Annotated in this window: 19 protein-coding genes; 6 read left to right on the top strand and 13 right to left on the bottom strand. The window is 67.8% G+C overall.

Translation table 11 applies throughout. The features are described from left to right. Positions 1-31: 31 nt before the first annotated feature. Both H5393_RS04830 and H5393_RS04825 read left to right on the top strand, forming a co-directional pair. Positions 32-256, top strand: a complete 225-nt coding sequence (locus tag H5393_RS04830) for a DUF3107 domain-containing protein (RefSeq protein ID WP_076058722.1) — start codon at positions 32-34, stop codon at positions 254-256. Between the two features lie 69 nt (positions 257-325). Beyond that, on the top strand, positions 326-1,801 hold the full coding sequence (locus tag H5393_RS04825) for a DEAD/DEAH box helicase (protein ID WP_370585928.1): 1,476 nt from the start codon (positions 326-328) through the stop codon (positions 1,799-1,801). Between the two features lie 8 nt (positions 1,802-1,809). On the opposite strand, the gene trpS is transcribed toward H5393_RS04825, so the two are convergent. Further along, a complete protein-coding gene (gene trpS, locus H5393_RS04820) occupies positions 1,810-2,901 on the bottom strand; it encodes a tryptophan--tRNA ligase (protein ID WP_182765656.1) in 1,092 nt (363 codons plus the stop codon). Positions 2,902-2,958: 57 nt separating this feature from the next. Continuing rightward, positions 2,959-3,813: a PHP domain-containing protein gene (locus tag H5393_RS04815; protein WP_182765655.1), complete on the bottom strand. Its 855-nt coding sequence runs from the start codon at positions 3,811-3,813 to the stop codon at positions 2,959-2,961. A gap of 76 nt (positions 3,814-3,889) precedes the next feature. Here H5393_RS04815 and H5393_RS04810 point away from each other — a divergent pair, with 76 nt between their 5' ends. Next, positions 3,890-4,363, top strand: a complete 474-nt coding sequence (locus tag H5393_RS04810) for a DUF2505 domain-containing protein (protein ID WP_182765654.1) — start codon at positions 3,890-3,892, stop codon at positions 4,361-4,363. 15 nt (positions 4,364-4,378) lie between these two features. On the opposite strand, the gene H5393_RS04805 is transcribed toward H5393_RS04810, so the two are convergent. Together H5393_RS04805 and H5393_RS04800 are read right to left on the bottom strand one after the other, a co-directional pair. Beyond that, positions 4,379-5,188, bottom strand: coding sequence for a Ku protein (locus H5393_RS04805; RefSeq protein ID WP_182765653.1), 810 nt, complete (start codon positions 5,186-5,188; stop codon positions 4,379-4,381). A 1-nt stretch (position 5,189) separates the two neighbouring features. Further along, complete coding sequence (locus tag H5393_RS04800; protein WP_182765652.1) at positions 5,190-5,660, bottom strand: hypothetical protein; 471 nt, start codon at positions 5,658-5,660, stop codon at positions 5,190-5,192. Positions 5,661-5,743: 83 nt separating this feature from the next. Here H5393_RS04800 and H5393_RS04795 point away from each other — a divergent pair, with 83 nt between their 5' ends. The 3 genes from H5393_RS04795 (at position 5,744) to H5393_RS04785 (ending at position 7,844) form a co-directional block, all read left to right on the top strand. After that, positions 5,744-6,079 carry a hypothetical protein gene (locus H5393_RS04795; RefSeq protein WP_182765651.1) on the top strand — a complete coding sequence of 112 codons (336 nt, stop codon included), beginning with the start codon at positions 5,744-5,746 and terminating at the stop codon, positions 6,077-6,079. After that, complete coding sequence (locus H5393_RS04790) at positions 6,076-7,338, top strand: hypothetical protein (protein WP_182765650.1); 1,263 nt, start codon at positions 6,076-6,078, stop codon at positions 7,336-7,338. Before H5393_RS04795 ends, H5393_RS04790 begins: the two co-directional genes overlap by 4 nt. Positions 7,339-7,472: 134 nt before the next feature. Further along, the gene (locus tag H5393_RS04785) at positions 7,473-7,844 is read left to right on the top strand and encodes an Rv3235 family protein (protein ID WP_182765649.1); all 372 of its coding nucleotides are present in this window, start codon (positions 7,473-7,475) and stop codon (positions 7,842-7,844) included. A gap of 7 nt (positions 7,845-7,851) precedes the next feature. Here H5393_RS04785 and secA read toward each other — a convergent pair whose 3' ends face one another. The 9 genes from secA to H5393_RS04740 all read right to left on the bottom strand — a co-directional run bounded on the left by secA (position 7,852) and on the right by H5393_RS04740 (position 19,172). After that, positions 7,852-10,683, bottom strand: coding sequence for a preprotein translocase subunit SecA (secA, locus tag H5393_RS04780; RefSeq protein WP_370585927.1), 2,832 nt, complete (start codon positions 10,681-10,683; stop codon positions 7,852-7,854). A gap of 137 nt (positions 10,684-10,820) precedes the next feature. Next, on the bottom strand, positions 10,821-11,423 hold the full coding sequence (gene hpf / locus H5393_RS04775) for a ribosome hibernation-promoting factor, HPF/YfiA family (protein ID WP_182765648.1): 603 nt from the start codon (positions 11,421-11,423) through the stop codon (positions 10,821-10,823). Positions 11,424-11,565: 142 nt separating this feature from the next. Continuing rightward, entirely contained in the window at positions 11,566-12,225 is a 660-nt protein-coding gene (locus tag H5393_RS04770) for a phosphoribosyltransferase family protein (RefSeq protein WP_182765647.1), read from the bottom strand. Positions 12,226-12,272: 47 nt separating this feature from the next. Next, positions 12,273-13,967, bottom strand: a complete 1,695-nt coding sequence (locus H5393_RS04765) for a GerMN domain-containing protein (protein WP_182765646.1) — start codon at positions 13,965-13,967, stop codon at positions 12,273-12,275. Then, positions 13,964-15,463, bottom strand: coding sequence for an MtrAB system histidine kinase MtrB (gene mtrB / locus H5393_RS04760; RefSeq protein WP_255436331.1), 1,500 nt, complete (start codon positions 15,461-15,463; stop codon positions 13,964-13,966). Before mtrB ends, H5393_RS04765 begins: the two co-directional genes overlap by 4 nt. A gap of 52 nt (positions 15,464-15,515) precedes the next feature. Then, complete coding sequence (gene mtrA, locus H5393_RS04755) at positions 15,516-16,217, bottom strand: MtrAB system response regulator MtrA (RefSeq protein WP_076058703.1); 702 nt, start codon at positions 16,215-16,217, stop codon at positions 15,516-15,518. A gap of 47 nt (positions 16,218-16,264) precedes the next feature. Next, entirely contained in the window at positions 16,265-17,023 is a 759-nt protein-coding gene (locus H5393_RS04750; protein ID WP_182765645.1) for a hypothetical protein, read from the bottom strand. Continuing rightward, positions 17,020-18,468 carry a hypothetical protein gene (locus H5393_RS04745; RefSeq protein ID WP_182765644.1) on the bottom strand — a complete coding sequence of 483 codons (1,449 nt, stop codon included), beginning with the start codon at positions 18,466-18,468 and terminating at the stop codon, positions 17,020-17,022. Before H5393_RS04745 ends, H5393_RS04750 begins: the two co-directional genes overlap by 4 nt. Further along, entirely contained in the window at positions 18,465-19,172 is a 708-nt protein-coding gene (locus tag H5393_RS04740; RefSeq protein WP_182765643.1) for a hypothetical protein, read from the bottom strand. Before H5393_RS04740 ends, H5393_RS04745 begins: the two co-directional genes overlap by 4 nt. Between the last annotated feature and the right edge of the window lie 56 nt (positions 19,173-19,228).

Raw genomic sequence — 19,228 nt, 5'->3', positions numbered from 1 at the left:
GGCCCTTGGCGGCGCCGCTAGAGTTGGCCGCATGGAGATCAAGATCGGCATCACCGACGTCGCCCGCGAAGTCAGCATCGACACCACTTCCTCGTCCGACGAGGTCATTGCGCAGTTGCGGGAAGCGATGGAGAACTCAGGGCTCCTGGAACTGACGGACGTGAAGGGCCGCCGGGTCGTCATCCCCGCCTCGCGCGTCGGCTACATCGACATCGGCAGCGCCAGCACGCGAACCGTAGGCTTCGGAGCGGTCTGAGACACCGGCTGCGGTAGAGTGGGCCCTCGCGGGCGCACTCTGCCCGTCTCCGGTCGCGGCTCCCGCGCCGTGAGCTCACTCGAAAAGGTCAGTACCCTGAGCGACAACGAGATTGCAGGCAGCGACACATTCGCTGACCTCGGCATCCACGAATCCATTACCTCGGCGTTGGCAGAGACGGGCATCGTCCATCCCTTCGCCATCCAGACGCTCGCCATCCCGCTCGCCCTGCAGGGCGCCGACGTGATCGGCCAGGCCCGCACCGGCACCGGCAAGACCCTCGCCTTCGGCGTCAGCCTGTTGCACCGCATGGTCACCCTGTCGGACGGCGAGAAGCCCGCGCACGGCAAGCCCCGTGCCCTCGTCGTGTGTCCCACCCGTGAACTCGCGCTGCAGGTCGGGCGCGACATGGACATGGCAGGCAAGCATCTCAAGATGCGCGTCCTCACCATCTACGGCGGCACCGGCTACGACGAGCAACTCGACACTCTCGCCACGGGCATCGACATCGCCGTCGGCACCCCGGGCCGCCTCCTGGACCTCGCGGACCGCGGGGCGCTCGACCTGGGCAACGTGCAGGTGCTCGTCCTCGACGAAGCCGACGAGATGCTCGACCTGGGCTTCCTGCCCGACATCGAGCGGCTGCTGCGCAAGACGCCCAAGAACCGCCAGACCCTGCTGTTCTCCGCGACCATGCCGGCGCCCATCCTGGCGCTGGCCCGCGCCACGCTGAACAAGCCCATCAACATCCGCGCCGAGGGCCACGACGCAAAGATGACCGTCCCGGACATCGAGCAGTTCGTGTACCAGGCCCACGACCTCGACAAGCCGGAAATGGTCGCCCGCCTGCTCCAGGGCCGCGAGACCACGAAGGTGATGGTCTTCTGCCGCACCAAGCGTGCCGCGCAGCGACTCACCGATGAGCTGGTCGATCGCGGCTTCGCCGCCGCTTCCATCCACGGCGACCTCAACCAACAGGCCCGCGAGCGCGCGTTGAAGAAGTTCCGCTCCGGCACCATCCAGGTGCTGGTGGCCACCGACGTCGCGGCCCGCGGTATCGACATCCCCGACGTGAGCCACGTCGTGAACTACGAATGCCCCGACACGGACGCCACCTACGTGCATCGCATCGGCCGTACCGGCCGCGCGGGCAACAACGGCGTATCCGTGACCCTCGTGGACTGGCAGGATCTGCACCGCTGGAAGATGATCGCCCAGATGCTGGACCTCGAGCTCGCGGAGCCGGCCGAGACCTACTCGTCATCACCGCACTTCTACACGGACCTCGACATCCCCGAGGGCACCAAGGGCCGCGTGCCCGGCACCATCGCGGCCAAGGAGCGGGCTGAGACCAGCCTCCGCGGCACCGGCGAACGTCGGGCCAGCCAGCGCACCGCAGCCGAGGCCGGCGCCCCGCGCCGTCGTCGCCACCGGGCGACGGAGGCGGAGGGCGACCAGCCGGCGGCCCAGCCCGCGGCGGAGCGCAAGCCGCGACGTCGTCGCCGCCGCACCCGCGCCGGGGTTGAGGTCAAGCCCGAGAGCTGAGCCTCAGCTCAGTAGGACATCTGCATCGCCGACCGGACCTCATCGAGGGTCTGGTCGGCGATTGCGTTGGCGCGCGCATTGCCAGCGGCCAGCACTGATTCAAGGTGGCCGGGGTCAGCCTCGAGCTCCGCGCGTCGGGCACGGATGGGGGCGAAGTACTCGTTGACCGCTTCGGTGACGAGCTTCTTCAACCCGCCGCCGCCACCGTCGCCGACCTCGGCCGCGACATCCTCCGGTTCCCTGCCCAGGCAGAGACCCGCGAGGTTGACCAAGTTGGACACCTCCGGACGGTTCGCCGGATCATAGGTGATGTGGCGGTCCGAGTCCGTGACGGCGCGCTTCAGCAGCTTGGCGGTCTCGTCGGCGCTCATCCGCAGCTCGATGGTGTTGCCCTTGGACTTCGACATCTTCGTGCCGTCCAGGCCCAGCACCGTGCCGGACTTCGAGAGCAGCGCCTCGGGCTCCGGGAACACCGGCCTCGACGCGTCCGCCCGGCCGTACCGCTCGTCGAAGCGACGGGCGATCACGCGCGCCTGCTCGATGTGTGGCAACTGGTCCTTGCCCACTGGCACCAGGTTGGCGCGGCAGAAGAGGATGTCGGCCGCCTGGTGCACCGGGTAGGTGAGCATGAGGCCCGACATGGGGCGCTCACCCGTGTCGTCGAGTTCGGACTTCACGGTGGGGTTGCGCCGCAGCTCGGCGTCGGTCACGACGGACAGGAAGGGCAGCATCAACTGGTTGAGGGCGGGCACAGACGAGTGGGTGAAGATCGTCACATCGGCCGGGTCGAGGCCGATGGCCAGGTAATCGGTGAGCAACGAGTAGACCCGCTCGCGCAGGGGGCCCACGCCGTCGCGGTCCGTGATCACCTGGTAGTCGGCGATGATGACAAAGGTCTCCACGCCCTGCTGCGCCAACCGGACGCGGTTCTGCAGCGAACCGAAGAAGTGGCCGATGTGCAGGTGCCCGGTGGGGCGGTCGCCGGTGAGGATGCGGAACTGCGACGGATCCTTGGCGAGGGCCGCTTCGATCTCCTTGCTACGCGCGGTTGAACGTGCGAGCGACGCGTCGATGTCGAGGGAGATCTCTTCGGTGGACATAGGATTAACCTGCCTGGGGTGAGTGGGTGTGGCCCAAGCTTAGCCAACCGTGCCGGGTCAGACGATCTGGCCGCCCCTGCGCCTGATCCTGGCGAGCAGGTCGCGGAAGCCGGACTTCCGCGTCAGGTTGGCGCCGAGTGGGTTGTTCTTCTTGCCCAGGCCGTGGTAATCGCTCGACCCCGTGCGCAGCAGCCCGAGGCGGCCACCCATCTCGAACAGGAGTGAGCGGGCGTCGTCGTCGTGGTCCGGGTGGTCCACCTCGATGCCCTCCAACCCGTAGTCCCGCACGAGCTGCTCCAGGTAGGGCGCGTCGATGACCTCGCGTCCCCTGCGCGCCCACGGATGGGCGATGACGGCGACACCCTTGGCGCCGTGGATCAGTTCGATCGCCCGCTCGAGCGACGCCGCATACCGCTTGACGTAGCCGGGCCGGTCCTCGTCGAGCCACACCTTGAAGGCCTCGTCGCGGTCCGCGATGTAGCCCTTGGCCACCATCGCATCCGCCACGTGGGGACGGCCGATGGCCGGCGCGCCCATCGCCACCCGGTTGACGTCGTCGATGGTCAGTTCCAGACCTGCGGCGTTGAGCTTCTCGATCATCATGGGCAGGCGGTGGCTGCGGCCGTGCCGGATCCGCGCCAGTTCCTCGCCCAGGTCACGGTCGTAGATGTCGCAGCCGTACCCCAGTAGGTGCACCGCGCGACCCTCCACCTCTGTGGACATCTCGATCCCGCACAGGACCTTCAAGCCGATGCGCTTGCCTGCCTCCTGCGCCTCGAGAACTCCGCCGAAGGTGTCGTGGTCTGTCAGCGCGATGGCGTCGAGCCCCGCCTGGAACGCCTTCATCACCAGCGTCGTCGGCGTGTCGGTGCCGTCCGAGACGCGCGAATGAGTGTGCAGGTCGATTCTCATGGCCCTCATCCTAGGGACTGGTGAACCCGGTTTTGGCTGGCCGTGGATAAGTCTCACGGGCAAGTAGTCTGGGGTCATGGATCTGGACTACACCCACACTTATGCCGCAGACCCCGAGCGCGTCGTCGGTCTCCTCCGCAATGAGGACTTCATCGCCGATGTCGCTGTGCACGCCGGTGCCACCGAGCACAGCGTCGACATCACACCGGACGCGACGACGCTGATCATGTCGCTGCCGGTGCCTGCCACCATCGCCAAGTTCATCGGTTCCTCCATGAAGCTCAAGCAGGTGTTCCGCTTCGGCGACGTGGCTGCAGACGGCAGCGTCCGCGGCACCGTGGACGTGGACGTCCCCGGAATGCCCGTGGACGTGACGGCCGACGCCGAGATGCTCCCCCAGGGTGACGGCACCACGCAGGGCCGCTACACGGGGGACCTGAAGGTGAAGATCCCCCTGGTGGGCAAGAAAGTCGAGGCGCAGGTCGAGCCGTACATCCGTGACGCCTTCGCCGGTCTGGAGCGCCGCGCGGCTGATTGGCTCAGCCGCTGACGTGAGACGGCGGCCTCAGCCGGCCTTGCTGGCTGAAGCCTCCTCGCGCCGCCTCTTCGCAGCCTCGACGGAGGCCTTGAGCGCAGACATCAGGTCGATGACGTCGCCCGTGGGTGCGGACCGGTCCGTCTGCTCCGGCACCTCGGCGCCCGCAAGCTTCGCCTCGACGACCTCGAGGAGCGCGGCGCGGTAGGAATCTGTGTACGCCTCCGGGTCGAACTCGCCCTCCAACTGCGCGATGAGGAGCTTGGCCATCTCGATCTCCGCGTCCGAGATCTTGACCTCCTGCGACGGAGCGGCGAACTCGCCGTTGCGCAGTTCATCCGGCCAGTACATGGTGTGCATCAGCAGGAGGTCGCCCTGCGCGCGGATCAGCGCCAGGGATTCGCGGCTGCGCAACGCTACCTTGACCACGGCGACTTTGTTCTCCTTGGCGAGCGCCTCGCGCAGCAGCACGTAGGGCTTCTGGCCTGCTGCCTCCGCCTCAAGGAAGTACGTGCGCTGGAAGAACGTGGGATCCACCTCGTGCTCGTCCACGAACTGCACCACGTCGACGCTCTTGAGCGTGCTGAGCGGGAGGTTCTCGAAATCTTCATCCGTCAGGATGGCAAGGCGCCCGTCTGCAGCCTCATACCCCTTGGCGATGTCCGCGAACTGGACCACCTCGCCGCACTTCTCACACACGCGCTGGTAGCGGATGCGGCCCCCGTCGGTGGAATGCACCTGCCGGAAGCTGATGTCCTTGTCCTCCGTGGCCCCGTAGAGCTTCACCGGGATGGAGACCAACCCGAAGGACACCGAGCCTTTCCAGATTGAGCGCGGCATGTCAGCTACCTCCCTGGTATTCTACCTTGTCATTCCAGAGTAGTTCGTGGTTCTCGAGCAGCGCCTGCACCTGCGGCTGTCCCCAGGCCTGGTCGATGGTGAGCCCCTTGGCGATGGCTGCGGCGTCTGCGACGTCCACCCCTGGCTCCTCGCTGAACCAGGCGATCATGGCGCGTGGCGGGCACTGCGCGAGCACGACCTGGCCGTTGGCCGGGTCCTCGCCGGGCACCACCGCTGCCTCATCGACCTCTGCGACGACGATGGTGCGCTCCCCGTGCTGGGCCAGACCTGCCACCGAGGCGAGCACCATGGCGGCGTGTTCGGCAGCTTCCGACTCGTCCTCGCCGTACTCCAGTTCCGCCAGCAGTTCGGGCGTGTCGGTGTAGGCCGTCCGGTTCTCGACGGCAGGCTCGCCCAGGAGCATGCCGAGCTCGTCAGACGCGATGGGGATGAACACCAGTTGACGCTTCACGGACCCCACCCTAGTCCCGCACTGTGACACAGAGGAGGGGTTTGCTGCGCGGGCCGCGGAATTCGGGGTAGGTTCGTGCTGCCATGAAGCTCTTGTCACGCCTCGTCGTCGCGTTCCTCACTGCCGTCGCGCTGGTCGCCTGCGGCGCGCCGGCCTCCGCTCCCCCGCAGACCATCGAGCTGGAAATCACGGACCCGCCCGCCGCCACCCAACGTATCGAGGTGGCGCTCGGGGCGGAGGTCACGATGCGGATCACGACGGCCATCGCGGACCACGCCCATCTGCACGGCTACGAACTGGAGGAGTTCACGGAGGCGGGACAGACCATCGAGTGGACCTTTACCGCCGACATGGCGGGCAGCTACGAACTCGAGTCCCACACGACCGACAGCATCTGGGCAGACGTGGTGGTGTCGTGATCCCGCTGCACGGGATCGCCTCACGCTCAGACCTGCCCCTCCCGTTCCCTCTGGTCGTGGCCGGCGGGGCCGTCGTGCTGATCATCACATTCTGGGTGGCGATCTTCGCGTGGAAACGGTCCCGTTTCCAGCAACAGCAGGGGCGCGAAATGCCACGGCTCACGCGCTTCGTCGACTCCCCCGTCGTCTCCCGCACGCTGAGGGTCATCGTCGCCCTCATCTGGCTGCTGATGGCTGCGGCGCTGTTCCTGGGGGTCGACCGCATCGACAACCCCGCGCTGGGCTTCGTCTACGTCCTGGTGTGGGTGGGGCTGGTCCCGTTGGCGCTGCTGTTCGGCGACGTTCACCGTCGCACGAACCCTCTGCGTCTCCTCCTCCGCTTCAGGGGCGCCACAGCCCCGGCGCCATTCCAGTCGACGGCATCGGTTCTTCCCGCGGCCCTCGCGCTGCTGGCCTTCCTCTACCTCGAACTGGTCCAGCCCGGTGGCGCGACAGTGCCCGTCCTCCGCTGGTTCGCCGTCGGATGGCTCGTCTGGGTCACTGCAGGCGTGCTGCTGCGGGGCCAGCGCTGGATCCAGCAGGCGGAACCCTTCGAGGCCTATGCGACGACGGTCGCCCACATGTCGCCGTGGGCCCGCAACGCGCGCGGCGTCCTCCTCTGGACCAACCCGGTGCGGAATCTGGCGTCCTGGCGCGCCCCCCGGCACTTGGCGCTCTTGGCCTCCGTGCTGCTGGGCGGCACCCTTTTCGACGCCCTCTCCAACACCGGCCTCTGGGTCCGCGGCACCCAGGAGCTGGACGGATGGCTCTGGCCTGTCAGCACGCTGGCGCTCCTGGCCGCCGTAACGCTCATCTACGGGCTGTTCTGGCTGGGCACCCGGCCGTACCGCGGGCTCTCGATGGATGCGCTCGCTCCCGGGCTCGTCCCGCTGGTGGTGGGCTATGCGCTCTCGCACTACGGCACCATGCTCTACCTCGAGGGCCAGCGCACACTCATCCGGTTCAGTGACCCGTTGGGCCGTGGCTTGAACCTCTTCGGCACCATCGAAGCCGCACCGGACACTGCGCTGTTCATGTACCCGACGTTCATCGCCGTGGCGCAGGTGCTGCTCATCGTCGGCGGGCACGCGCTCGGCGTGCTGGTGACGCACGACATCGCGCTGCGGAGCGCCCCGGCCCAAGTGAGGATCCACCTGCCCCTGCTCACCATGATGGTGGTCTTCACCATGGGCGGACTGCTGCTGATGTTCGGCGGCTGAGCTTCACAGGGTGTTGTCCGACGGGCCCGAGGTGTTGTCCGGATCCAGCCGGGTGTTGTCCGTTGCCAGTGCGGTGTTGTCCGTTGCCCTGAAAGGCGTGACCCGGGAGAGGGCCGCCATCTAGCGTCTCCGGCATGAACTCCTCCAGCATCACGCCCCTGTGTCCGTCCCCCGCCGCCCAGCAGACACCGCCGCAGGCCGTCCGCCTGATCCACGTGCTCCTCGAAGCGATGGCAGGCCGGAGGGCCCTCCATCAGGTGCGGCCGTTGCTGTCCGCCACGTCGTTCATCCGGCTGGCTTCCTACGCCGACACGGGGCTCTTCCGCCGGATGGCTGTCGGGCCGCTCAAGACCCAGATGCCCACGCCCCGCGCGGTGGAGGCGACGGTGTCACTCCTCTGCGCCTCGCGCATCATCAGCTGCGCGATCCGCCTGGACGTGCACCGGGACCGGTGGGTCTGCACGGAACTCGCCGTGCTGCGCCCAGCCGCCATGATGGCGGCCTGAGGATGCCTCAGACCGCTCCGGCGGGCCTGCCGTGGCAGACCTTGTACTTCTTGCCGGAACCGCAGGGGCAGGGCTGGTTGCGGCCCACCTTCGGCTCCGACTTCGTCACGGTCACCCCGGTACGCGTGGCCTCACCGGTCTCGTCCGGCGCAGAGTAGGAGAGGTTCCTGTCGCTCTTGCGCTCGAGGCCCCTGGCCAGTGCGGCCGGGAGTTCCTGCTGGGGCTCCTCAGCCGGGACCTGGATCTTCGGGGTCTTGACCCTGTGGGCCGTCTTGGAGGGGAGGCTCTCGGTGAGGGAATCGACACCGACCGCAGACCCGTCGCCGTCGGTGACCAGGCCCACGTTCAACTGGGGCTCGGCCGCCGGCGCAGCCACCTCGAGGTTGAACAGGTAACCCACGACCTCTTCCATGAAGGCGTCCATCATGGCGTTGAACATGTCGCCACCCTCGCGCTGGTACTCGACCAGCGGGTCGCGCTGTGCCATGGCCCGCAGGCCGATGCCCTCGCGGAGGTAGTCCATCTCGTAGAGGTGCTCACGCCACTTGCGGTCGAGCACCGTCAGGAGGACCTGGCGCTCCAACTCGCGCATGGTGTCCTCACCCAACTGCTCCTCACGCTTCTTGTAGGCGGCGTCCGCGTCCTCGAGGAACATCTCGACCAGTTCGCCCTGCTCGGGCAGGTCGTCGGCGATGTCGTCCATGTCGATGGACACCGGGTACAGCGTCTTGAGTTCGGTGAACATCGTCTCGATGTCCCAGTCCTCCGGGATGCCGACGGTGTGCTGACGCACCACGTCGCTGACGACGCGCTCGGTGGCGGCCTTCAGCTGGGCCGAGACGTCGGCACCGTCCAGCACCTGGCGACGGTCGCCGTAGATGGCGTGGCGCTGGCGGTTCATCACGTCGTCGTACTTGAGGACGTTCTTGCGCATTTCGAAGTTCTGACCCTCGACCTGCTTCTGCGCGCCCTCGATGGACTTCGACACCGACTTCATGTCGATCGGCACGTCGTCGGGGACCTTCATCATGAGCAGCGCGCGCTCGAGCAGCTCCGGGCGGAAGAGGCGCATGAGGTCGTCGCTGAGCGACAGGTAGAACCGCGACTCGCCCGGGTCCCCCTGGCGACCGGAGCGGCCTCGCAACTGGTTGTCGATGCGCCGCGACTCGTGACGCTCAGAGCCGACCACGTACAGACCGCCGAGCTCAACGACCTCTTCGTGCTCCACCTTCACCTGGTCCTCGAGCGCCTTGAGCGTCTCGTTCCATCGGGCTTCGTACTCCTCGGGCGTCTCCTGGGGGTCCAGGCCCTCCTTGCGCAGCTGGAGGTCCGCGAGGAACTCGGGGTTGCCGCCCAGCATGATGTCGGTGCCTCGGCCGGCCATGTTCGTCGAGACAGTGACCGCACCCTTGCGGCCGGCCTCCGCGACGATGGCGGCTTCGCTCTCATGGTGCTTGGCGTTGAGGACCTTGTGCGGGACGTTGGCCTTCTTCAGCAGCGCCGAGAGCACCTCGGACTTCTCGACGGAGGCCGTACCGATGAGAACAGGCTGGCCCTTGGCGTGCCGCTCCGCGATGTCGCGGACGATGGCCTCGTACTTGGCCTCCTGCGTACGGTAGATCAGATCCGCCTGGTCGACGCGTACCATGGGTCGGTTGGTCGGGATCGTGATGACGCCCAGACCGTAGATCTTCTGGAACTCGCCCTCTTCCGTCTTCGCGGTACCGGTCATGCCGGCCAGCTTCTCGTACATGCGGAAGTAGTTCTGCAGCGTGATGGTGGCCAGCGTCTGGTACTCGTCCTTGATCTTGACGCCTTCCTTCGCCTCCAGCGCCTGGTGCAGACCCTCGTTGTAGCGACGGCCGGCCAGCGTGCGGCCGGTGTGCTCGTCGACGATGAGGACCTCGTCGCCCGCGAGGACATAGTCCTTGTCGCGCTTGAACAGTTCCTTGGCCTTGATGGAGTTATTCAGGTAGGAGATGAGCGGCGTGTTGGCCGACTCGTAGAGGTTCTCGATGCCGAGTCGGTCCTCGACCTTCTCGATGCCCGGGGCCAGGACGGCGATGGTGCGCTTCTTCTCGTCCACCTCGTAGTCGACGTCACGGCGCAGCGTCAACGCCATCTCGGCGAACACGGGGTACCACTCGTGGTTGTCCTCGGCGGGGCCGGAGATGATCAGCGGCGTGCGGGCCTCGTCGATCAGGATGGAGTCGACCTCATCCACGACGGCGTAGTGGTGGCCGCGCTGGACCATGTCAGCCTTGCGCAGGGCCATGTTGTCGCGGAGGTAGTCGAAGCCGAACTCGTTGTTCGTGCCGTAGGTGATGTCGCAGTTGTAGGCGGCACGGCGCTGTTCGGGAGTCATCGACGTCAGGATGGCGCCCACTTCCAAGCCGAGGAAGTGGTGAAGGCGGCCCATCTGCTCGGACTGGTACTTGGCGAGGTAGTCGTTCGTGGTGACGACGTGCACGCCCCTGCCGCTGAGGGCATTCAGGTAGGACGGGAGGGTGCCGACAAGGGTCTTGCCCTCACCGGTCTTCATCTCTGCGATGTTGCCCCAGTGGAGGGCGGCGCCGCCCATGATTTGTACGTCGAAGTGACGCTTGTCGAACACGCGGACCGACGCCTCGCGGACGGCAGCGAAGGCTTCCGGCATGATGCGGTCCAGGGACTCCCCGTCCGCGATCCGGTCACGGAACTTCTGCGTCTCTTCGCGCAGCTCCGCGTCTGACATCGCCTGGAACTCTTCTTCGATGGAATTGACCTGGTCGGCCACCTTCCGCAGCTTTCGGAGCTGTGCTCCCGAGCCGAGGCCGCTCAGAAAGTCCATGATTCCCACGGGGCGCATCCTTCGTGTCGCGTTGCGTGCCGGGCCGGTGCCGACTACCGCCAGCCATCCTAACCCCACTCACCAAGGGCCGCAGTACAGCGCTCGCCCCGACTCTTCAGCGGGGGCGAGCGCTGTGGGCCGGTGGCTCAACTCACATCGAGCTGGATGACGCCGTAGTTGTAGGCCTTGCGGCGGTAGACCACAGAGGGACGGCCGGATTCGGCGTCCTGGTACAGGAAGAAGTCGTGGCCGACGAGTTCCATCTCATCCAACGCCTGCGCCAACGTCAGGGGCGCAGTCTCGAAGACCTTCTCGCGCACGACGAGCGGGCCGTCGCCGGTCACCACGAGGCCGGCGACGTTCGTGACGGGCACGCCCTGCTCCTCTTCCTCGGCCGCCTCGGGTGCGGGAGCGAACTCGGGGACGGCGCCGGTGCGCAGGCCACGGTGGGTCTTGCGCCGGTCTGCCGCCCGACGAAGCTGGGACTTCAGTCGGTCGAGGGCTATCTCAAATGCAGCGGTCTTGTCTTCGGCATTGGCTTCGGCACGGATCACGGGTCCCCTGCTCCGCAGAGTCAACTGGACCGTGGTCGCGTCGGACGGGTTCCTCGTCCCCTCGGATGCCTGGAATTCGACTTCAACCCGAATGACCCGGTCACGCAACCGTTCAATGGTTGCCAAGCGCTCGCTGACGAACTCCTTGACCTCGGGGCTGATCGTGCACTGACGACCTGTGACGACGATGTCCATCTTATCCTCCGTCTATCAGGGCTTATGCCCACTGACGACTTACTACACGCCCGGGAGGGATCCCGGCCGGTATGCACAACGCCGCAGGTCGCCCAGCGAGCTGGGCCTGCGGCGTGTCCATGTACCAACGCTACCCTCACCCTCAAGGGTGCGTCACGCGTTTGCAGGTGTGTCCCGGAAGTTTCTCCGCCTGGGCGATCACGGCGCCGCCCAGCACCGGCACGCCCGCCGCCCGCAAGGCGCGGACCGATTCCCGCAGCGAGGCACCCGAGGTGGCGACGTCGTCGACCACGATCACCGGCGACCCGTCTGCCTGCGCCACCATGGAGTGCGCCAGGTTGCTGCTGCGCTGGAGCTTCCCCAACCCTGACTGGTCCTCCCCCGAGCGTGACCGCGACAGCAAGGGCCTCCATGGCATCCCACAGCGCCCGGCGGCCCGGGCCGCGAGCCACCGGGCATGGTCGAATCCCCGCTCCCGCACTGCCGAGGGCCGCGACGGCACGGGCACCAGAACCGCGTCCGGCGGGGGGCCGAGCCCCACCACGGCACGGGCGAGGATGTCTCCCAGCGCGGCGCCCAGGTGCAGGCCGCCATCATCCTTGTACCGGGGGATCACGTGTTCGAGCACAGGGCGGTACTGACATGCCGCCACCAGCGGCACGTCGAGCCCACGGTCGATCAGTTCCGGCGGATCAGAGAGCAATGCGCGGCAACCGGCACACAGCCCCCAGCCCGGGGCCTGACAGCCGGGGCACGATGCTCCGAGGAGCAGATCAGCGGCGGCGTGGAAGAAGGTCAACACACCCCCACTGTGGCCAACGCGGGGGCTGCTCCACCGTTGTCCACAGATCAGCCGGGATAGGCCACCGCGGTCACCTCGTCCGCCAGGCGGGTCCACCGGGTGCGTGCCTCGTAGCGCCAGGTCACGTCCAGGTCGGTCGTGACCGCTATCGGTCCGCCGCCCAGACGCACGTTCGACGCGATGTCGACGATTCCGCCGGTGATCGCGCCCAGGTCCTGCACCACCGAGCCGTCCAGTTGCGCGGTGAAGATCGAGCGCACACCAGCGCTCGTGGCGGCCACCGCCAGGGACGTCTCCGCCTGCCAGGTGGGCGCCACCGGGTCCGTCAGTGCATCACCGGCGGGCGCGACGATCTCCAACGGCCGCCACTGGGTGGCGGTGACCGGGTTGGCCCCCAGGAGGGAGGCCACGCCGAGCGTCGGCACCCCTCCGACGTCTGCCACGATCAGGACCCGTGCGCGGGAGGGCGACACGGAGAAGTCTCTGATCCGGCCCACTCCCACCTCCGCGCTGACCAGTTGCGCCTGGCCCTCACGGTCGATGGTGGCCATGCGGGGGGTCCCGCTCATGTCGTCGCCCAGGAGCCACAGCGCACCCAGCACGAATTGAGGAGAGCGCAGGTTGCTCAGCGGGAGGTCCACCTTCGAGACGGGGCCACCCAGCCCACCTGTGGACAATTCGGTGCGGTCCTCGTTGATGACGGCCATGCTGCCCCCGTCGACGGAGACAGCCACGTCCGCCACCCGGAAGCCGATCTCCGGCATGATCTCGAATTCGTCCTGGCCGGTGATGCGACCCACTCGTGAGCGACGCACGCCGAACAGGTCCGTGGCCGCCGCGCGGGACAGCACCTGGTAGCCCTGTTGCGTGGCCAGTTCGAGCACGCCGTTGGCCGAAGCGCCCGGGATGGGTACCGTCCGGCCGCCCTCTCTCGTGACGATCATGCCCGTGACGCGCGGGATGGACGTGAGCGTCCACAGCAACTGGGCGCCCAGCCGGCGCAGGTCGTCGTCGCCCAGGACCACGGGCAGCCGGGCGAGGTCCACGGTCACCACGCCGCTCTGGTCGATGGTGGCGCCGCCATCGCCGAGCCTGACCCCCCGCGGCAGCGCGTCGATGACCGAGCGGCTGATCTCCTCGGCCGGGCCCCTGAACAGGGCCTGCAGCACGTTGCTGGGGGTGAGGAGCGATTCCGGCAGGTGGATGGGGTCTGGCACCACGTGCGCGCCCACGCGGCTCATGAAATACAGCGTGACGCGCGAATAGTAGCGCTCAAAGTTGTAACGGGTCAGTAGGAGCCCGTCGGGCGGGGCGCCGATCCGCCATTGGCCCTCCTGCTCGACGAGGCCGAAATCATGCTCGAACGGTTCGGTGTGCGCGGTGTAGCGATGGGTCTCGTCCACGTGTCCGATGGCCGTACCGGTGGCCGCCGCGGCATCCATCCCGCCGGTGACTTCGCCGTCGAACACGAGGGCGTCGACGGGGGCCCAGACCGACGCCGCCTCGCTGGTGAGGTACTCCCGGGCGATGGCGTATTCACCGTCGGGGTCTGCCATCGCCTGAAGGAAGCCCTCAACGAGACGCACGGGCGTCATATCCGCGCTCGGCGGCTCCGGGGCGATGTCGATGCCCCGTGGCTGCGCGGCCAGAGGCACCTGCTCGACGGGCCCGGACGTTGCGATCGTGGTGCAACCGGTCAGTGAGAGCAGGAGTGCCGTGAGAGCGGCGACAGCACGTCTCATGCGCTCACCTCCTTGTCATCGGCCGGCACGACGGCCAGCGGCGAACTGGTCAGTTCATGCCCCGATTCCCGGGGCAGTGTCAGCCGGAACTGGGCGCCGCGCCCCGGTCGCCCCCAGGCCGTCAGCCACCCGCGGTGCAGCCGGGCGTCCTCCATCGCAATCGCCAGCCCCAAACCCGTGCCGCCCACCAGCCGGGTGCGGCTGGGATCGGCGCGCCAGAAGCGGTCGAAGACGCGGGCCGCGTCCTCCGCCTTGAAGCCGACGCCGTAGTCGCGCACGGTCACCGCCACCGCGTCATGGTCCGAGGCCACCCTGATCACCACCGGCCTGCCCTCGCCGTGTTCGATGGCATTGGTGATCAGGTTGCGCAGGATCCGCCTGACCCGGCGGGTGTCGACTTCCGCAGTTGTGCCCTCGTCCACCTGTTCGAACCGCAGCTCGACACCCAGGGCCCCAGCCATCGACCGGCTCCCTGCCACCTCTGCGGCGACCAGGGACGCGACGTCGGTCTCGTCCAGGGCGAGCACCGCCGCGCCCGCGTCGAATCGCGAGATTTCCAGGAGATCCGCCAGCATGAGGTCGAACCGGTCGATCTCGAGGCTCATCAGTTCCGCCGAGCGCGCCGTGATGTGGTCGAAATTGCTGCGCGCATCGTGCAACACATCCGCGGCCATCTTGATCGTGGTCATGGGGGTGCGCAGCTCGTGGGACACGTCGCTGACGAAGCGTTGCTGCAGTGTGGACAGCGTCTCGAGCTCACGGATCCGCTGCTGAAGCTCTGCGGCCATCCGGTTCATGGAGGTGGCCAGCACCGCCAGGTCGTCCGTACCGCGGACCAGCATGCGCTCCCCCAGCTGGCCGGAAGCCAGCTGCAGCGCGGTGGTGCTGGCCTTCCGCACCGGCCTCACCACCTGCACCGTGACGAGGTAGGAGATCAACCCGAGTGCTGCCACCAGCGCCACGCCGGCGGCGATGACGGCGCCCTGCAGGGCGCTCAGGGTCTGCAGTTCCGTGGTCATGGGAAAGATGTAGAACACCGGGTAGCGCTCCCCGGTCTCACCGATCAGGGCGGCACCGATGGCCCAGCCGGGTTCCGGCTGCATTGTGGGGTCAGTGAAGACCACCCGCGTCGGGGTGATGAACATGCCCTGGTCCTGCTCCACCCGGTTGCGTAGCTCGACCGGCACGGACTCGGCGCGGATGCCGGTGGAGGTGAGGCTGGAGACCGGCCCCTGGATCACCACCCGGTACTGCGCCGCCTGGGCGTCGGCGAGGTCTGCCAGCCGGCTGAGAGATTCATGGATCGCCGCGCCGCGCGCCTCCGGCGTGCGCAACTGCTCCTGCATGAAGGCATAGACGCCGGAAGCCTCGTTCAGCGCCGCCTGGCGCTTCGTCTCGACGACGCCCGCCGTGGCCTGACGCATCAGGACGACCCCGGCCAGCGTCATCAACGCCATCGACAGGCCGAGCGTCGAGATCAGCACCCGCAGCGGCAGGGAGCCCCACCACAGTGCCTTGAGCCCTCGCGCGGGACGTGCCCGGGTGCTGTCAGTTCTGCGTTTCACCGGCGCGGTATCCAATGCCGCGGACCGTGATCACGATTTCGGGGTGCTCCGGGTCCTTCTCGATCTTCGCCCGCAGCCGCTGTACATGCACATTGACCAGGCGGGTGTCTGCCGAGTTGCGATAGCCCCACACCTCATCGAGGAGGGCCTCGCGGGTGAAGACGTGGGCCGGGCGGCGTGCCAGGGCCAGCAGCAGTTCGAACTCCAGCGGGGTGAGCGGCAGGTGTTCCTCGCCCCGCTTCACGAGGTGGGACGAGACCGAGATCGCCAGATCGCCGATGGTCAGGATGTCCGAGCCCACTTCCCCGCTGGTGCGGCGCAGGCGGGTGCGGATCCGGGCGATGAGTTCCTTCGCCTTGAACGGTTTGGCCACGTAGTCATCGGCCCCCGCCTCGAGGCCGGCCACCACGTCCGAGGTGTCGGACTTGGCGGTCAACATGACGATCGGTACGCCGGATTCGGCGCGGATGTCGCGGCAAACGGAGACTCCGTCGCGCCCCGGCAGCATGAGGTCGAGAAGCACGAGGTCAGGACGGGACTGTCGGAACTCCTGCAACGCCTCGTTGCCCGTCCCGCACCGGACGGTCTCGAACCCCTCCTGGCGCAGGACGATCTGCAGCATCTCTGAGAGCGCCGCGTCATCGTCCACTACCAGTATCCGGGCTTTGCCCTTGGCCTCGGTCACCCCAGCCTCCTTGCTCTGCCGTCAATGGTAGCGAGAGGCCGTGGACGTCACACTGCAGTCATCCGCAGCGGGCCTCCCGGCATGGTGTGCAGCATCCGCAAAGTCTCGGCGTTCTCGTCGAAAATGGTCGCGATCCTCAGCGAAGCGTCTCTCCACCCATCACCGCGGTGCAACGCAGCGTAGCGGGTTTCCAGCTGGCCCAGAGTGGCCTCGACCTTACGCATCCGCCAGTTGCGGGCACGGGGCGACGTGGCCGAGGGCCCTGTCCTGGCGACGGCGCACTGCAACTCGGTGGCGGCGCACATGGTCACCGCCCGCTCCAGCAGCATGTTGGTCACCATCCTGGCCTGCTTGCAACCCGTGACGATGCGTTCGACGCTCTCGGCGAAGGCCAGTTCCTTGCGCTCCTTACGCGTCACGTCCGCCACGTGGCTGTCCTGCCCGTCGCCGGTCCATTCGCTGTTCCGGATCCGGCCCTTGTTCGCGCGGACGGTTGCCACGATCTGTTCCTGCTGCTGCATGACGTTGCCCCACTGGCCCGCCGCCTCCCCGAGGAGATCAGGGGAACGCCTGCTGGCCCCCAGCCAGGCATGGTGGGCGCTGATGGCCGTCAACCGGGAGTTGATGCTGATCCAGAGACCCACCGCCTCCGCTGCGATCCAGGGTGCCCGGATGGTCTGGCCCAGGTTCTCGAGGCGGCTGAGGACGAGGAAGTTCTCCACCACGTCGTTGCGCATCGCCGTCCAGGCGAGGCTGCGCGCGGAGGACAACGAGTTGCTGATCGCGTCATAGCGTGGGCTGCTCACGAGTTCATCCCTCCGAGGCTGTCGGTGGCCTGCGTTTCGTTCTGGTCGTAGTTGTTGGAGGCGGCGTCCAGCGCCATCGCCTGAGCTTCGGCCTCGAGCCCAGCGTCAGAGGCGGCCTGCACGCTGCTCTCCACCGCGGTGCGGTAGGGCGGCACCGCCTCAGTCATCACGCCGAACATGGCTCCGGGCTCCGGCGTGGACATGATCGTGTCCTGCATGGGCTTCGACCGGTCCGCGAGGTCGCTCCAGTTGGTGGATTCCCTGCGCAGTTGATCTGTGTTCACCGAGTAGTCGGAACCACCGGTGGAACTGTACGTGGAGGTGGGCTGCGCGAAGGAGGTGCTGCCCGATGGGCGGGTGCCCGTCTGGCTGCCCGTGCTGGTGTACGTGGGGCTCGTCGAGGTGTTCGTGGTGCCGTCCTGGGGACGCACGCCCGTCTGGTGGCCCCCGTCATACTCGAAACCACCGCCAGACTGCGAGCCCGGCGAGTTGGTGCTGGGATCGGTCTCCGAACCGCTGGCATCCCCGGCGGCCACCGGACCGCCCGGGTAGTAGCCGGTCGACGGGGCCTGGGTGCCACCCGGCCCGCTGCTGCCGGGCAACGTCGTGCCTGGAACGGTGGTGCCTGGAACGGTGGTGCCGGGTGCCGTGGTGCCGGGTGCCGTGGTGCCGGGCGCCATGGCGCCCGGGGCGTAGGAGCCGCTGCCGGGTCCCTGCTGGTAGACCGACTGCAGGCCGGTGGCCTGGACGCCTGCGGTGGGAGCGGTGTTCCTGCCATCCCGCTGGCGGACCTTGCTCAGTGGGGTGTCCGGGACGCCGTCTCCGTCCGTGTCGACGAGCGGGTCCTCGATGATGCGACCGTCACTGTCCACTGCGACCAGCTGATCGAGACCGCTGCGACGGAGGGCCTCCCGGAGCTGCTCCGCGTCCAGAGAGTCCTCCGTGCCGGCTGCCATCAGGCCCCCACCGGGCGCCGTGAAACCGCCAGGGCCGAACATTGCCCCGGACGTACCGGAACCCGACGGTCCGAACAGCGACGGGCCAGCGAGCCTGCCGGCCTGCGCCCCCTGCAGCATGGTGGGGATGCCACCACCTGCGGCGCCGGGGCCGGCCGACATCATCGGCTGCATGGCGCCCGCCCCACCCGGGGCGGCGCCCACGCCACCCACGGTGGCGTTGGGAGGCATCATCGCGGGGGGCATCGCTCCTGCCCCGCCACCCTTCTTCCCACGGGTGCCGGAACCGCGCAGTGCCATCGCGGCGGCCTTCCTCCGTCGACGGTCCTCGCGGTTCTTGTCCGTCTCGGCGCCCGTGACTTCGCCGGGCACGGCGTATTCGTCCTCGTCCAGCGCGCCCCAGGGATCCGGCGCCAGGGGTCCGTCGATCCGGGCATGCAGTTGGGGTGAATCGAAGCGTACTTCGTCGCCCTTGTTGTGGTCCGTCATCGGGTTCCCTTCGCCATGATGGTGAGCAGGTCTCGCTGTGCCTGGAAGAACTCACCGGCCAGCTCCTCGTGTTCGCCGGGCACGAAGTGGGGCGGGTGGTAGTTGGCATACGCGCTGCGTGCTGTCTGCAGCACAGCGGCGGAGATGTGTTCGGGGGTGGCGGTGCGCAACCAGTTCCGGTCGAACCGAACGGCCTCGGCCAGGCCCGACCAGGTGAGCGACACGGAGACGGGACCACGCTGGGCCACCGTCTTCTCACCGTCGATGTCGGCCCACCTGATCTCGTGGTCCGGCCTGTCCCTGAGTGCCGCCTGTCGCTCGCCCAGGGCCACGATGCGCTCCTGCACGGCGTCGAAGTCATCCCACGTGAGGGTCGACTCGGGATCCGGAGTTGGCTCCGGCAGAACGGTGAAGTCCAGCGGATCAGAGGCACCGGCGGATCGTAGCGAAGCGGCGAAGAAGGCCTCTTCGAAGGCGTCCTCCAGCGTGCGGTTGGGTCCGAGGATCTCGCGCCAGCGCGGTGAGACGTGCACCTTCGTGAGTTGCCGGACATCCTCGTCGACCCAGATCCGCACCGCGAGCCGGGCATCGGCGAAACCGTGCGAGGGGTGCCACTCGTGCGAGTCGTCGGCGACGGCGGCTGCCTCAGCGACAACGTCTGTTGGAGGAGCCAGGATCTCGTCGTCGAAGTCGTCGTCGGTCACGAACGGCCCTCCTCGGTAGCGGCATACCCCCGAAGTCTTACATGCGGAGGGGTCAC

It is taken from the genome of Tessaracoccus sp. MC1756 (assembly GCF_014164735.1).
Classification (GTDB): domain Bacteria; phylum Actinomycetota; class Actinomycetes; order Propionibacteriales; family Propionibacteriaceae; genus Arachnia.
Note: the sequence above shows the minus strand (reverse complement) of the source record. Positions and strands in the feature narration are given on the sequence as shown.

What these genes read in the sequence shown, in the direction of transcription:
- H5393_RS04830 (WP_076058722.1), top strand. Translation starts at nt 32, where the DNA reads ATGGAGATCAAGATCGGCATCACCGACGTCGCCCGCGAAGTCAGCATC.
- trpS (WP_182765656.1), bottom strand. Translation starts at nt 2,901, where the DNA reads ATGTCCACCGAAGAGATCTCCCTCGACATCGACGCGTCGCTCGCACGT.
- H5393_RS04815 (WP_182765655.1), bottom strand. Translation starts at nt 3,813, where the DNA reads ATGAGAATCGACCTGCACACTCATTCGCGCGTCTCGGACGGCACCGAC.
- H5393_RS04810 (WP_182765654.1), top strand. Translation starts at nt 3,890, where the DNA reads ATGGATCTGGACTACACCCACACTTATGCCGCAGACCCCGAGCGCGTC.
- H5393_RS04805 (WP_182765653.1), bottom strand. Translation starts at nt 5,188, where the DNA reads ATGCCGCGCTCAATCTGGAAAGGCTCGGTGTCCTTCGGGTTGGTCTCC.
- H5393_RS04795 (WP_182765651.1), top strand. Translation starts at nt 5,744, where the DNA reads ATGAAGCTCTTGTCACGCCTCGTCGTCGCGTTCCTCACTGCCGTCGCG.
- H5393_RS04785 (WP_182765649.1), top strand. Translation starts at nt 7,473, where the DNA reads ATGAACTCCTCCAGCATCACGCCCCTGTGTCCGTCCCCCGCCGCCCAG.
- hpf (WP_182765648.1), bottom strand. Translation starts at nt 11,423, where the DNA reads ATGGACATCGTCGTCACAGGTCGTCAGTGCACGATCAGCCCCGAGGTC.
- H5393_RS04765 (WP_182765646.1), bottom strand. Translation starts at nt 13,967, where the DNA reads ATGAGACGTGCTGTCGCCGCTCTCACGGCACTCCTGCTCTCACTGACC.
- H5393_RS04745 (WP_182765644.1), bottom strand. Translation starts at nt 18,468, where the DNA reads ATGACGGACCACAACAAGGGCGACGAAGTACGCTTCGATTCACCCCAA.